The following is a 14,210-nucleotide window of genomic DNA, read 5'->3' on the forward strand; positions in this document are numbered from 1 at the left end:
GCCGTAAACTTGACAGACGGAGATGACATCAAATGAACAACCCTGTCGCCGAGATGTCGAGCGATCTGGCCGCAAGTCCCGCGAAGACGACGTCGTCGACTTCTCCTTACCTGCGTCACCTACCCCTGTTCCCTGGAAGGCAGGATCCTGAATTCTTCAAGATCTTCGATGTGGTCAACGCGCTCCCGCTTGATGACACGCATTGTCACCTCGTTACCGACCGCGATGCGATTACCACCCCCCAGCGCTATCTTGAGCGCATTTCGCTGGCCGGATACCCTTTTCCTAACTACTTCCCTGCGGGGATCTATAACCGTTGGCTCACCGGTGACGAGGCAACCCGGCACGACCTTGACAAGACATTCGGAATCCAGGCCAAGGTCGATGAGATGACGTACCATCTGTCCCAAAGCATTTTCATCAAATTCCTGACAAAGGAGCTGGCACAGTTCCTGAATTGCGAACCAACATTCGAAGCCGTCATCGAGGCACGGAATGACCGGGGCCGGGATTATTGGTCCTACGTCAACGCCCTTTTCCGCGACGTGAACCTGGAAAACATCATGCTCGATACCGGCTACCACGAAAGCTGCGGCCGGCCGGCCATCGAGAAATTCGAAGAGGCAATCCTTCCCTGCCGGACCCACAGGATTGCCCGCATCGAGGAGATCCAGCGCGAATTATTTAGCATGGATATTTCCTTCGACGAGTTCGAGAGTCTCTACTTCGAACGCCTTCTCGACGTCATGGATGGCACGGGCAATTTCGGCAAGAAGTCCGTCGGTATGAAGTCGTACCTGCTGCCGTATATCGGCCTGATCGAACCGCTTTACGATCGGACGCTTGCGGCAAAGTCGTGGAATGCGATGCGGAAATCCTACGCGGAATTGCCGTTCATGGAACGGCAGGCGGCGTTCAATGTCTCGAAGGACCTGCGGCGGTACACGTTCACGATGACGCTGGAGGAATGCCTTAAGCGGGACATGCCGATGCAAATCCACACTGGCGACGGCGAGGCGCCAGAGGTGATCCTGCGCAATCAGGACCCATTCTTTCTGGAGGAAGTGGTCCGGTTCGACAAGGACAACATGATGCGGATGCCGAAGATCATCCCGCTGCACGCCGGCTATCCCTCGGTCGGCAAGGCGGCGTGGCTCAGCCACCTGTATCCGAACTGCTATTTCGAGCTATCGATCATGACCCCGTTCGTCCACCAGAGCCTCTACGAGAGGTATAAACAGGTCATGGAGGCGGTTCCGCTCTCAAAAATCCTGTTTGCGAGCGACAACTACCACGTTCCCGAACTGTTCTGGCTCGCCGGACGGTGGGGTAAGCGATATCTCGCGAAAGCGTTGACCGATTATGTCGTCGGCGGAAGTCTCGCCTTCGAGGAGGCGATAGAGGCGGCGCGCATGGTCCTCCATAAGAATAATCGTGCAGTCTACAATTTGAACGACGTCTGAGTCAAAATAGTATTCAGACCCCGGTGGCCCTCTTCGCCGGCACGATCGAGTTCGACCTGCCCCGCCGCCTCAGCCGAATTGTCACCGTCACCGATCTGCGCATGGAGCGCATTCTTCGCCGCGCCGGCTGGCCGCTTGCTCGGATCGGCGAGCCGCACACAATCGGCGCCACCGGTGCCGTGGCCGGATATCCCGACGCCTCCACCGACAGGCTGGAGGACGTTCTTCATGTCCAGTGCTGTGGGCGTGAAGCGCGCCGGGTGCTCGTGAACCGAGCCCGCTTCTCTTTTCCGGGCTCAAGCGGACCCGGCTGTAGCCGTTCATCACCGTCCGTTCGCACGGCCGACGTGACTGCGCAGAGAAGCGCAACATCTATAAGATAGTTCGGTCACTCCCCAATCCTGCAGCGTTGGAGCGATGTTTGCAGGAAACCGGCCTTGAGCGCTGCAATTCTGCCGTCAATCGACGCTCGGGGAAAGCTAGTTTGAAGGCATCTAATCATCCACTTGGAGTAATTGATGAGGGGCACGGCAATCACTGCACTGCTGAGGCTCAAACGGCCGGACCTTTTGCAAGAATGTGCATATATCAATGGGACTTGGGCCTCAAAGTCTGAAAGCCTCGCGATAGTGGATCCTGCAACTGGCGAAGCCTTGGCCAAGGTAGCAGCCTGCGAGGTATCGGATGTGGACGATGCGGTTCTTTTCGCGAGAGCCGCGTTCCTGCGGTGGCGCGACATGCTTCCCCCAGAACGTGGCGCATATCTGCGGAAGTGGGCGACCGGTATGCGTCAAAACGCGGAAGATCTAGCCGTGATCATGACTGCCGAGCAAGGCAAGCCGATCGCGGAAGCTCGCGGCGAGATTTCATACGCTGCCGGGTTTCTTGATTGGTTCGCGGCGGAGGGTGAGCGGGCCTACGGCGAAACCATCCCTAGCCATCTCGCCGGGAGCCGGCTGGCAGTGCAGATGCAGCCGATCGGAGTGACTGTCGCTATCACCCCATGGAACTTTCCCTCGGCAATGATTACAAGAAAAGCTGGAGCCGCGCTGGCCGCTGGCTGCCCCATGATCGTCAAGCCGGCCCCAGAAACGCCCTTATCGGCGCTCGCGCTCGCCCGCCTTGCCGAGGAAGCCGGCATCCCTGCTGGCGTGTTTCAGGTGATAACTGGTGAGGCGCCGCCGCTGGCCAGGCGTTTGTTGGAGCATACCGAGGTGCGGGCGTTCTCCTTTACCGGCTCGACCGAGGTCGGTCGCCTCCTGCTCCAGGAGTCCGCGAAAACCGTGAAAAAAGCTTCGCTCGAACTCGGTGGCAATGCTCCCTTCATCCTGTTCGACGACGCACCTATCGAAGCCGCAGTCGCCGGTTGCATGGCTGCCAAATTCGCCACATCCGGCCAGGACTGCCTGGCAGCGAACAGAATCTACGTGCAGAGGAGAGTCTATGACCACTTTGTAGAGAAATTCGCGCAGGCCACCAGAGATCTGAAAGTTGGGCACGGGTTGGAGCCGGGGGTCGACATCGGTCCAATGACCAAGGCGTCCGGTGCCGAAAAGTGCAGGCAGCAGATCTCCGAGGCTCTCTCAGAGGGGGCCAGAATGGTGACCGGCGCACAAGACAACTTTCTCCGCGGGAACTTTGTCACACCGACGGTGCTCGCCGACGTGACTGACGACATGCGGGTGGCCAGGGAAGAAACCTTCGGGCCCGTGGCTGCTATCTTGCCCTTTGACGACGAAGGGGAGGTGCTCGAGCGCGCGAATAATTCCGAGATGGGCCTCGCGGCCTATGTCTACACCCGAGACCTCAACCGTGCGATGCGGCTCACTGATCGGCTCGAATACGGCATGGTCGCGGTCAACACGCCGAAATTCACTGGTGCGCCGATCCCGTTTGGCGGGTGGAAACAGTCCGGTCTTGGCCGGGAAGGCTCCAAACATGGCATCGCCGAGTATCTGGAATCAAAATACACCTGCTTCGGGAATCTTGTAGCGTGAGAGGATTGCGTCCAATGACGATCAACATCGGGGAAATCGGCGAAAAGGACAGGAACAGCGTCCTGCATCCATTCACGCAGCTTAAGGATTTTGCCAGCGGCAAGCTTGGCGATCCGACCATCGTCGAGACAGGCAAAGGGATTCGCATCCAGGATGCTAGTGGCAACCAACTGATGGACGGCTTCGCCGGTCTCTATTGCGTGAACGTCGGCTATGGCCGGACCGAAGTCGCCGAGGCGATCTCTCGTCAAGCTTATCGTCTCGCCTATTACCATTCCTACGCCGCACACACGACGGACGAACTCGCCATTCTGTCCGACCGCCTTGTGAAGATGGCGCCAGGCAAGATGAGCAAGATCTTCTACGGGATGTCCGGCTCGGACGCCAACGAGACACAGGCCAAGCTCGTCTGGTACTACAACAACCTTCGCGGCAAGCCAAACAAGAAGAAAATTATCTCGCGCGAGCGCGGCTACCACGGCTGTAGCGTAATCTCCGGCTCAATGACCGGCATGAGCTTTTATCATGACCATATGGACCTTCCCCTGCCGCGGATTCTCCATGCTGGGGTTCCCCACTTCTACTGGGGAGCGCAGCCGGGGGAGACTGAACATGAATTCTCCAAGCGTCGCGCGGCCGAACTGGATGACCTCATCCAGCGCGAGGGTCCAGATACAGTGGGTGCATTCATTGGAGAGCCGGTCCTGGGTACAGGCGGCATTACCCCGCCCCCAGCGGGCTATTGGGAGGCGATCCAGCCTGTCCTCAGGAAGCATGACGTCCTCTTGATCGCAGACGAAGTGATTACTGGCTTTGGCCGTACCGGCTCCATGTTCGGCTCACAGCACTATGGCATCGAGCCTGACCTCATCACGATCGCGAAGGGGCTGACATCCGGGTATTTCCCGCTGTCCGGCGCCATGGTGGGAGAGAAGGTCTATGAGGTGCTCGAAGCCGGAGCGGACCGCGTCGGCGCATTCTCTCACGGCTACACCTATTCCGGCCACCCTATTGGCGCCGCGGCGGCAAATGCGGTTCTCGATATCGTCGAAAGGGAAGACCTTCCGGGAAACGCACGCGAGGTCGGCGCGTTTTTCCAAGCCCAGCTGAAGGAGAAATTCTCGCAGTTGCCGATCGTTGGCGAAGTGCGCGGGGTAGGGCTTATGGGCGCAATCGAATTCGTGGCCGATCGCAACAATAGGAACCGCTTCGATCCGATGCTCAAGGTTGGCGCGCGAATATCCAAGGCAGCCCGTGACCGTGGTCTTATTGCTCGCGCGATGCCGCACGGAGACATTCTGGGTTTTGCCCCGCCCCTCGTAGTAACGAAAGCCGAGGTCGAAGAGATCGTCGCCATCGCCGAAAGCGCTGTCCGTGTTGTCATGGATGAACTCACCCGCGATGGCCAAAGAATCTGAGACATCGACCGCAGGAATCGCTCATCCGCGAGGACTTTGTAAGGCGAGTGATCCGAGTAAGGGAGTTCTCAATTGGGTTCGGTGACAATACCAGAGCTCCGGTCCGGCGGGCAAGTGGCGATTGGGCCGGGGAGGGCTGCTGTTCAGCTGCATTCCTCGCCCACCAGCTTTCTGCACAGCGTTGACCAGAATTTCCGCCATGCGATGGAGTTCCTCAATCTGCCTGAGGGACTGGCCGAGCGGATCATTCAGTGCAACTCGACATACACAGTGCGGTTTGGTGTCAGGCTGCGCGGCCGGATGTACAGCTTCGTCGGCTGGCGCTCCGTTCACAGCGAGCATTGCGAGCCTGTCAAAGGTGGTATCCGGTTCACGCCCGATGCGGATGCTGAGGAGGTAGAGGCGCTCGCAGCGCTGATGACCCTCAAATGCGCGCTGGTCGATGTCCCATTTGGCGGCTCAAAAGGAGCACTCAAGATCGACCCGCGTGAGTGGACCCCTCCGGAGCTCGAGCGCATTACCCGCCGTTTCACCCAGGAGCTCAGCAAGCGCGGCCTAATCGGTCCTGGGCTCAACGTGCCAGCTCCTGATGTGGGCACAAGCGAGAGGGAAATGGCTTGGATGGTCGACGAGTTCCGCCGGGCCAATCCGATGGATGTGATCAATGCGCGGGCCTGCGTCACCGGCAAGCCGCTCTCCAAGGGCGGTATTGCAGGGCGCACAGAAGCGACTGGCAGAGGTGTGCAGTTCGCCATCCGCAGCTATCTACAGGATCCGCGCACAGCCGGGCTGAAGCAGGGCCGGGACCTGAAGTGGATATCCGTGGCGGTGCAGGGCTTTGGCAATGTCGGCTATCATGCCGCCAAGTTCCTCTCCGAGGATGATGGCGCGTTGATCACGGTCGTTTCCGAACGCGATGGCTACGTCGCCCATCCGGAAGGCCTTCCCATCGAAGCACTCAAGCGACATCAACTCCGGACTGGCAGCATTCTCGGCTTTCCCGATGCAGAGTCATTCGAAGGGGATATCACAGGCCTGGAACGGCCGTGCGACATTCTCATACCTGCCGCCATGGAAAATGCCATCCATATTGGCAACGCTGAGCGCATCCAGACGCAACTCATCGTGGAGGCGGCCAACGGCCCAGTCACCTACGAGGCTGACGAGATGCTTCGCTCCCAAGGGATCACGATCCTTCCCGATCTCTACGTCAATGCTGGTGGCGTGGTCGTGAGCTATTTCGAATGGGTCAAGAACCTGACCCACATCCCTTTCGGTTTGATGGAGAGGCGGCGGCGAGAGCGGCGCAACCAGACGATCGCCACAGCGCTCGAGCGCATGACCGGCAACGCATTTCCCCTCGACATGCGTGACGAATTCCTTGAAGGCGGCGCTGAGATCGATCTCGTGCGGTCCGGTCTCGAGGATGTGATGCGCAGCACCTGGAAGCGGATAGCCGATCTGCTCGAGACGCAGCCGGAACTCGGCGACTACAGAACGGCCGCCTACGTTGTGTCTATTCGGCACATCGCAGGTGCATACGAGGCCATTGGGATATGATCGATTACGGCAACGGCCTCGATTTGGCTTTCCCTCTGAAGTGTTCAGAAAGGAAGATGTGGCTCTCGTGCCCACATGAGCGGTCCGCCGCCGCTGCCCGGTCGTCACGCGACCGACACCCGTCCGCGGCGCGCCCCGCTGGTGTCCTCCCCAACCGGCGGGGCGCAGTTATTAACGGGCGGGGTGGGAGTGCTTGCAGCCTATCCAATCACAGGCTTGCGACGGAGAGTAAATTCGAATCGCACATCGCGTTCCGCATCTCCGCTGCGCGACGGCTGACGCACGCACGGGAGCTTTGGGCGTCCACCAACGTGCTTGGCATCAAACGTTCTCACCATCAGGCGGTGCCTTTGCTGCTGCAAGCGGGTTTCGCAATTCACTGTTCGAGAAGTTCACATTTGGCGCGGCGGCAGAACTGCCGACGTCGCTCCATATGGAGACAGTCATCGGATGCCGGCTAATTCCGACGAGATTGGCCGCGGTCATGAAAGAAAGCTAGCCCGTCGGTATCCATAAGCCGGCGTGGCGCTCTGCAGCCAATCGAGGGACTTAGTTCAACGCATGACGAAGGACATGCAACTTCTCTTCGAGACCTTCCTGGAACAGCTGTCGGAAAGCGCCGATGAGGCGGATTTCCAAACCGCTATGGCTGCAGCGGCCGCTGGATTGGAGCTAGTCACCTTTGCCTATCTGTCAATGCCGCAACAGCGTTCAAGCGAACCCAGGTTGATCTCAAACTATCCAGCTGGCTGGATCGCGCACCATCTGCAAAACCGGTATGAGAAAGTCGATCCTGTTATCATTCGTGCAAGGTGTGGCGGATGCCCATTTCGGTGGGGATCGGACATACGCGGCGTTGCGACATCACAAGTTCAGCAGACGCTGTTCGAAGAAGCGGCCGAGTTCAGTATCCGCTGTGGCTTGACGATCCCAATCGTCGATCGCCGGAACTGGATGGCAGCGATGACGTTTGCCGCTGATGAGCCCAATCCGGCGTTTCTCCGGGTAGCCGAACGATACGAACAAGCGCTTCAGCTCATGGCGACCTGCTTTCACGTCTCCGTTCGCCGCAACCTGTCCGGCAATCGAACAGTGGACGGCGTTTCGCTGACACCGCGCGAATATGAGTGTCTGCAGTGGGCCGCACGCGGCAAGTCCGCCTGGGATATCGCCGGCATTCTAGGAATCACGCGGCGTACCGCCGCTTTCCATTTGGACAATGCCAAGAAGAAGCTCGGTGTGCGCACCCAAAATCAGGCCGTATCGCTCTTGGCCTCCTCACGATCTTCAATTCTCTGAGAAACTGAGTTTCGTCTTTGGTCCTCCTGTGCAAGTGCACAGGCTGTTTCGGGTGGCGCATTCGCCTCCAATGGCTAGTTCATTCCTTCCCGGAGGGATCGTGTCCCAGGGAGTGGTGTAGCTGGCGGCTTGGTCGCGGCGCCCTCCGGCATGGCGCCAGCTGATCAGCGTGCCAGGGCTGGCAGGGCTGATAAGAGGATCATCGCTCATTTGGCTGATGGTTTCCAGATGGGGTGGATGCCAGCCTTCTCCGACGACATCGCAATGTGCCAAGTTTGTCATGCTCAACGCCACAAAATGGAAGGAGGCACCCGTGGGAAAAGTCTGGCAAAAAACGTGTTTCAGCTGCATGGAGCGGCGGCTGACGGAACTGTCGCATTTCGCAAGAAGCTGTCGCGCCTGCAGTTTTGCAGGAGGATCAGCCGGCATGTGTCGTGGCGCATGATTGGGCTCGCGATTCATCGGCGCCATGGCTGTGGTCCGATGGGCATCCTGCAAGGCGCACCCGGGGGCTCCTGGCTCGCCCGCACGATTGGCGAGGAAGCCGCGCATGGCCATTGCGCTGGCCAACAAAATGGCGCGTGGCATCTGGGGCCATGCTGCCGAAGGGGGGATTACCGGAATCCGGCAACGGTGCCTGCATGAGCATTCACCAGCACACCTGAAGCCGGTCGGTCTGGGATGTGAGGAAGGCAAGAACTGCATGTTGACGATCAGATCGGGGTCAGAAAACCAGAATGACGCACCGAGCCTCACGCTCGCTTTCTAGATTTGGACCTGATCCGCGCATTACCATACCGGCCCGCGGCACGTCATGGCCGCAACTCAAGGCCTGACACAAGACCGCACTCGATCACGTGTTCAAAGGTTCAAAATCTTCCTTGCAAAGCGGCTGGCATCCACAAGCACGTCGGGCTCGGCGTCTTCCATAATTATCGGCAACTTCAGCACCTGCGGCCGGATCTGGTCGGCGACGGCGCGCCACTGCGTGCTTGCGGCCGGGCGTTTCCTGGGCGAAGGCGGTGGCGATGAAAGCGGAGACGACGCGGCGGCCGTTCTTGCCGGCATCGGCCAGCACGTTCTCATCAAGTGAACGCGACAGCGCTGCCCTGTCGCGCACAGCACCTTGGTGACGGCCGCCTTGATGCCTTCATGGGCATCGGAGACGGCGAGCTGACGCCGCGCAGGCCGCGACGGGTCAGCTTGCGCAGAAACTCCGTCCAGATCGGCTCGGCCTCAGAGGTGCCGACCTCCATGCCCAGCACCTCGCGCCGGCCGCCCGCATTGAGCTTGGGGATGCGCAGCTCGACCGTCCCGGCCCGTGTCTCCCATTCGCGCTGGCGATAGCCGGTGCGCTGGGCCGTGCGCAATGGGCTCTTCTCGCCATAGGCGGCGCCGGTGGCGGCTCCATCAGCCGCTCGGTGGCGAACCAATCATCTCGCGCAAGAGATCGGAGTCCGGAGTCTTCTCCACGAGCGCGCGCAGGTTCATCATGTCGTCGGTCATCGGTGGCCCTCCGAAATGGGTTGGCGTCAACAACCAGACCCTACCGGAAAGCGCCGATGACCACCTCGATGCCGCTCGCTCGCTACGGCACTAGCAACGGTGCGCTCGCGAGCGGCTCAAACCGCCGAGCTCGACTGGGACGTGCGGACCAATGGCGGGCACGAGATCGATTCCTTTGATGCGTTGAAGCCGCATTATCTGATCTTGCGAGGTTCCGAGGGTTGCGACCCGGCTGCTTCCGTCGACCGGCCAACGATGCTTCGTCATACCTTTCCGGTGCTGCTGGATGGGAGGATGGCGCCCGAGGAAGCGGGCCTCTGGGAGAGCAGCCGTTCGCCCTTGATATTCCGCTATCCGCGCCGAAGGGCGCTGGCGGAATTGCTGTCGGCATTTACGAGCTCTTCGCAAGCATGATCGAGTTCGGCCTGTCGCGCTGCCTCAGCCGAATTGCACCATCACCGATCGCGCATGGAACATCCTCCGACGTGCCGGCTGGCCGCTTGCGCGAATCGGTGAACCGCACACGATCGGTAACACGCGCGCCGTGGACGGGGTATCTCGACATCTCCGCCGACACGCTAGAGGACGTTCGGAGGGACGGCGGCTTTCATGTCCCATGCTGTGGGCGCCGGCGGTCTGCCCGGCCGTGTGATGTCTGGGCGTTGGCTCCGTGCTCCTGGCGGGCTTGGGTCATGAGTACGCCAGAAGGCGCCGCCGCCGACTGGGATAAGAGCTCGTATTATATGCCGTTCGTCTGACCCGGCGCGGCTGAGCCTGGGAGTTCTTGCGGCGCAATCCGGCCTTCCAGCGTGGTTTTGGCCCGTGCAGTGGAGCCGGCCCAATGGCTGGAACATCGGAGATCACTCGAAATTAGTGCGCCGCGCGTTGACCTGGCCTGCTGAGGCGTTCTGTTCCGCCGATTCTTTGGGTCGTGTATTGCTCCCCGTCCGACTTCATCTCGACGCAATCTGGCCCAAGCACTTGAAACATCGGCTGTGGGCACTCGAGTGTCTCAACAGTGTTGTTGGGCAAGGACGACTCCCAAAGCCCCTGTTTCCGCCGCAGGCTCGTAGTAGCCGCCTTCGCTTCGTACTTCAGGCGCTCGAGGATTCGCTCGCAGACGCTTCGCACCAGGTATCGCCGAAGCGCTGATCGGCGAACCGCGGGTCCAGGCCGACTGGAATGATCCTCGCGATCATCTGCGTGATCGCGTCCGCCGCGCCATTCGCCGCGGCCATAAGCTCATGAATGGCGGGTACAGAGAGTTTGCTTGAAGGCGCAACGGAGCGCCAGCGCGATTAGTCAGCTGGGGAACAATTCCTTGTAGCCAGCGGTCACCATCCAGTTCGCACGGTCAAGATGACTGCGAAGAGCTTTGCGAGCGCGCTCTGGCTCGCTTGCCGGATCAATGCCGAGGATCAGATGCGCCATCTCTTCTTCGCCGGCGCCATCGGCGAAAGCGTCGAGGATCCTCATATAGGTCGTGAAATGCTCCTTGTCATAGGCCGTGAGGCTTTCCGACCAAGGGACTTCTTGAGCGATTTCCGGCTTCATGACGAACGCTATGCCTTTTCACTTCGGTGCGATCCGCACAAGGAGGCTCTGTCGACCGGTCGTTTATAACGAATAGGAACGATCATTCCTAGAACGATCGTTCCTGTTCAGGTCTCTATCGCGCTGTGGATCTCAAGGAGATCATGGCCATCAATATGCGTCGTTTGCGCCATGAGCAGGACCTGACGCAAGAAGAGTTGGCTGCGCGCGCTGAGCTGAGCATGCGCTACGTGGGCTCGATCGAGCGCGCCCGTGTTTCTGCGAGTGTCAGTGTGCTCGGGCGCTTGGCGGTCGCACTGAATGTCGATCCCTGCGACTTGATCAGGCCACCGCAGAGGTACAAGAAGCGTTCCCGGTTGCCCGGGCTTGGGACCTTAGCTGCATGAATTCGCGCCGGACTGATGGTGCCACGGCAGTCGCTGGCCGCTTTTGCCTTGGCCGCGCTGAGTGACTTGGTCCCTCTAGGCGCAACATGGCGCACCGAATGAAAGGTCCGCTCTCCCTCGCGAGATAATGATGACGGCGATTCATGATGGAGTGCGCTTACGGCGATGTCCTTGGAGATCAGGGCGGTGATCGCCTGCGCAACCTTTTTCGGGTTGGCCAGCATTCCGATCCTGGCGCTGCTCCCCCTCGTGGTTCGTGTCAGTTGAAGAGCGGGCCGATCGTCTACGGCATTTATTAGCCGGCTTCGGCACCGGCGCTTTCATCGCGGGCACGAGCAACGGCTTCCTTGGGCGGATCACGTCTCAAAACAGGCTGGTGGTGGCGGCAATTGCTCTGGCACTTGGCGGCGCGGGTTGGCTGATCACAGGGACCGGCATAGACGTGGCGGTGCAACTCGCAAGCCCACGGTGGGTGGTCGGCCGTACACTCTCCATCTACTATGCCCTGAGCGCCGGCGGTTCTGGCTGCCGGCAGCTGGATTTGGGGTTCGCTCGCGCAGAATTACTCCCTGACCTGGGCTTTGGAGGCCGCCGCCGGGGGTCTGTTGCTGGTTGCAGCAGCGGGAATGGTGTTGCCGATACCTCCATGGGAAGAAACGGACAAGTCGCGCACCGGGCACTCGATCTGAAGCCAAGGAGTGACCCTATCGTTGCCAAAAGCGAGTATTTGATATCGGAGGAAATTATCGTGGCCTTTCTGGCCAGCATGCGCGCAAAGCGCCACGCTCTTAGCCGCGCCGACCGCGAACTGGACGCTCCAGCGCAACCTCCAAATGCCTTCACTTTGGACAGAAAGGTTTCGGGCCGCACGATTGCCGGACCAGGTGCCGAGATGCACCCGTGGATGTTCGCCACGCCGGTCGCGCAAATAATGAAACAGCGCGGCGGGCCGATCGACACCGCCGAATGGCCAGTCGTCGCTGACACAGAGCCACGGCCTGCCGGTAAGCCCGGGTCGGGGGCGGGTTGGCAAACTTGCCGCAATGTGTAGATCGGCGCCGTCTAATGTCATGCCGCTGTGCCTCTGGTCACGCAGGCTCCGGGCGAAAACACCTCCTCCAAACTCTGACGTCGTTCCTCATTGTTCCACGGGCGTGACGCCGCCGAGGCATCATACAGGCGTGCGAAGGTTCGTTCCGTGGCAATAGCCCACACAGCCTGTACTGATGAGAATGTCCGCATCCACGAGGGCGTGACGTTCCCCGTCGCTCAATTCCCGGGTTCCAAATCGGCCGCAACGCCAGCTTCCAGCAAGCCTAGATCCTGCGCATATCTAACGGCGAAATGATTGATCTAAGCCGACCAACTGGATATCGTTACGAAGACCTCGGTCGCGAAAAAAGGCGCGATGCTCGGTCTCCCTGTCGGCGCGAGAGCGATCCACCGCGATCCAGATAGGCAGCATACAAATCGTCAGATCGAGGTCGGTGCGCAGTAATGCAGCGTTGATGCCATAGGAGCAACCGACATCAATGACCTTCAACCTAGTGTTGTTTCGAACATGTCGATAATCGGCGAAGATTCTTTCGAAGACTGGCCCGATCCTGGAATCATAAAGTCCTTCAGGCGCTTTATGTGGTATGCGAGATTGGCCATGCCGACCTTCGTCGTGGCCCGCGCGATGCCGATGGTTCGGATGAACAGCCCCATACGGCTCTTCTGCTCGGTAAAGACATGCTCGACGCGCGAGCGGACCTTCGACTTGATGTTGTTGGCGCGCCGGGTGGTTTCGGGCATCAGCCTGCCCTTGGGCTTCTTGCGGTGGACCCGGCTAACGAAGCCTTGCTTCTCCATGGAGATCTCGTTGGCCGCCGATCTGTAGGCGGTGTCGGCCCATACGCTCTTCGAGGTGTTGGTCTTGTCAGCAGGCCTTCGCGCAGCCTGGCTCCTTCATAGGCGGCCGCATCCGTTGCCCGCCATTTGCGGATCAACCCATGCTCGCGGTCGATGGAGATATGGTTCTGGTAGCCGAAAGCGGGAATGGCGATGTCGACTGGCGGCATCGTACCGTTCGCCTGTGGCTTGGCCTTGTAAGCGCTGCCGTCGCGTCGTCGTTCAGATGACCGGTTTCTTTGGCCAGCCAGCCCTCGCGGCAGACGACGCGGGCCAACCAAGAGCCGATCGGGCCGATGCCGACCACAAGGCGATCTTTCAAACAGGGGTTTAGACATAGCACATAGCTATCTTTTCAGGAACTCGATGACTGCGACGACTACCCCGCGATTTGGCTTCTTCAGTCCGACCGTCATCCGCAGCGCATTGGGAAACCCTTGCCTGCAACGCCTCGCAGATAGTCGCGCGCCATGAGATCGTCGGGCAAATGCGGACATGCGGCTTGATCTCGTCCTGGCTAATGGTCTCGTCAAAAAACCCCTCTCTCTCGTGCTCTCAATTTACCAATCTTCGGCGACGAATCACTCTTCACCTGAGGGCGCCTGCGCAGGTGCGAAGACGTGAGAGGTCGCTAATTGTTCCTGTTCCGTTGGAAATGGTGTGATCGACCAATGAATTGAGTCAACGGCACGCTGAACTATTGCGTTTGTCCGAGCGCGGCTGGGTGATGCGGCGAGGACATATCCGATGAAGTCTCGGTAATCGCCTTTCCTGACGATCGGCGTCTTGGGTTTGATATACAATTTGGCCTCGACGACGCCTGGTATGGCAGCCGCTCGACTTTCGCCATCGATCCAATCCAGGATACCATCGCGATCAGGAATCAGAAGCCGCTCGGTCGCAACATGCGAATGCCTCCTGTGCAAATTCCATTCCTCGCCGATCACGAGCTTGATGTGTTCGGTGACAAGATCGATACCGTGAGCCGCCTGAACCGTTTGAGCACCGCCACCAAGACGCGGATTGACCTCAATCACGACTGGCCCACGCTTGGTCCACCGCAGTTCTACGTTCGTTGGCCCCCAGTCAAGGCCGAGAGCTCGCAAACAGCTCAGCGAAGCATCGGCAATACGC

13 protein-coding genes and 4 pseudogenes are annotated in these 14,210 nt (G+C 59.6%); 12 read left to right on the top strand and 5 right to left on the bottom strand.

The features are described 5' to 3' along the window. Positions 1 to 32 precede the first annotated feature (32 nt). From EN850_RS32565 to EN850_RS36615, 8 genes and pseudogenes are all read left to right on the top strand, one after another. Positions 33 to 1,463: an amidohydrolase family protein gene (locus EN850_RS32565; protein WP_127309101.1), complete on the top strand. Its 1,431-nt coding sequence runs from the start codon at positions 33 to 35 to the stop codon at positions 1,461 to 1,463. A gap of 29 nt (positions 1,464 to 1,492) precedes the next feature. Then, a pseudogene (locus EN850_RS37480) lies at positions 1,493 to 1,678 on the top strand (acyl-homoserine-lactone synthase); the annotation flags it as partial. Between the two features lie 303 nt (positions 1,679 to 1,981). Further along, on the top strand, positions 1,982 to 3,460 hold the full coding sequence (locus EN850_RS32575; RefSeq protein WP_127309100.1) for an NAD-dependent succinate-semialdehyde dehydrogenase: 1,479 nt from the start codon (positions 1,982 to 1,984) through the stop codon (positions 3,458 to 3,460). A 14-nt stretch (positions 3,461 to 3,474) separates the two neighbouring features. Continuing rightward, positions 3,475 to 4,878, top strand: coding sequence for an aspartate aminotransferase family protein (locus EN850_RS32580; RefSeq protein WP_136092908.1), 1,404 nt, complete (start codon positions 3,475 to 3,477; stop codon positions 4,876 to 4,878). A 204-nt stretch (positions 4,879 to 5,082) separates the two neighbouring features. Beyond that, positions 5,083 to 6,438 (top strand): Glu/Leu/Phe/Val dehydrogenase, encoded by a 1,356-nt coding sequence (locus tag EN850_RS32585; protein WP_127309112.1) that lies wholly within the window; start codon positions 5,083 to 5,085, stop codon positions 6,436 to 6,438. 561 nt (positions 6,439 to 6,999) lie between these two features. Beyond that, positions 7,000 to 7,737, top strand: a complete 738-nt coding sequence (locus EN850_RS32590; protein ID WP_136092909.1) for an autoinducer binding domain-containing protein — start codon at positions 7,000 to 7,002, stop codon at positions 7,735 to 7,737. A 297-nt stretch (positions 7,738 to 8,034) separates the two neighbouring features. Further along, positions 8,035 to 8,174 (top strand): annotated as a pseudogene (locus EN850_RS37485) (IS110 family transposase); the annotation flags it as partial. Positions 8,175 to 8,287: 113 nt separating this feature from the next. Further along, positions 8,288 to 8,506, top strand: coding sequence for a hypothetical protein (locus tag EN850_RS36615; protein ID WP_164761533.1), 219 nt, complete (start codon positions 8,288 to 8,290; stop codon positions 8,504 to 8,506). Positions 8,507 to 8,640: 134 nt separating this feature from the next. Here the strand turns inward: EN850_RS36615 and EN850_RS32600 are convergent. After that, a pseudogene (locus EN850_RS32600) lies at positions 8,641 to 9,243 on the bottom strand (transposase); the annotation flags it as partial. 141 nt (positions 9,244 to 9,384) lie between these two features. On the opposite strand from EN850_RS32600, the gene EN850_RS37490 reads away from it, so the two are divergent. Beyond that, positions 9,385 to 9,657: an acyl-homoserine-lactone synthase gene (locus EN850_RS37490; RefSeq protein WP_245463680.1), complete on the top strand. Its 273-nt coding sequence runs from the start codon at positions 9,385 to 9,387 to the stop codon at positions 9,655 to 9,657. Positions 9,658 to 10,394: 737 nt separating this feature from the next. After that, on the top strand, positions 10,395 to 10,517 hold the full coding sequence (locus tag EN850_RS37495; RefSeq protein WP_245463681.1) for a DUF2285 domain-containing protein: 123 nt from the start codon (positions 10,395 to 10,397) through the stop codon (positions 10,515 to 10,517). A 28-nt stretch (positions 10,518 to 10,545) separates the two neighbouring features. Here the strand turns inward: EN850_RS37495 and EN850_RS32615 are convergent, their stop codons facing one another. Then, the gene (locus tag EN850_RS32615) at positions 10,546 to 10,797 is read right to left on the bottom strand and encodes a DUF2285 domain-containing protein (protein WP_127309097.1); all 252 of its coding nucleotides are present in this window, start codon (positions 10,795 to 10,797) and stop codon (positions 10,546 to 10,548) included. 125 nt (positions 10,798 to 10,922) lie between these two features. Here EN850_RS32615 and EN850_RS32620 point away from each other — a divergent pair, with 125 nt between their 5' ends. Both EN850_RS32620 and EN850_RS32625 read left to right on the top strand, forming a co-directional pair. Next, positions 10,923 to 11,183 (top strand): helix-turn-helix transcriptional regulator, encoded by a 261-nt coding sequence (locus EN850_RS32620; RefSeq protein ID WP_127309096.1) that lies wholly within the window; start codon positions 10,923 to 10,925, stop codon positions 11,181 to 11,183. Positions 11,184 to 11,216: 33 nt separating this feature from the next. After that, a pseudogene (locus EN850_RS32625) lies at positions 11,217 to 12,046 on the top strand (MFS transporter); the annotation flags it as partial. A gap of 470 nt (positions 12,047 to 12,516) precedes the next feature. Here EN850_RS32625 and EN850_RS36620 read toward each other — a convergent pair. The 3 genes from EN850_RS36620 to EN850_RS32640 all read right to left on the bottom strand — a co-directional run. Continuing rightward, a complete protein-coding gene (locus EN850_RS36620) occupies positions 12,517 to 12,726 on the bottom strand; it encodes a hypothetical protein (RefSeq protein WP_185929005.1) in 210 nt (69 codons plus the stop codon). Further along, entirely contained in the window at positions 12,723 to 13,043 is a 321-nt protein-coding gene (locus tag EN850_RS36860) for a hypothetical protein (protein WP_245478131.1), read from the bottom strand. The genes EN850_RS36620 and EN850_RS36860 overlap by 4 nt, the downstream gene beginning before the upstream one ends. Positions 13,044 to 13,657: 614 nt before the next feature. After that, on the bottom strand, positions 13,658 to 14,210 hold a 553-nt coding region (locus tag EN850_RS32640), incomplete at its 5' end, for an ATP-grasp domain-containing protein (RefSeq protein ID WP_189340244.1).

It is taken from the genome of Mesorhizobium sp. M8A.F.Ca.ET.207.01.1.1 (assembly GCF_004794715.1).
Lineage (GTDB): Bacteria > Pseudomonadota > Alphaproteobacteria > Rhizobiales > Rhizobiaceae > Mesorhizobium.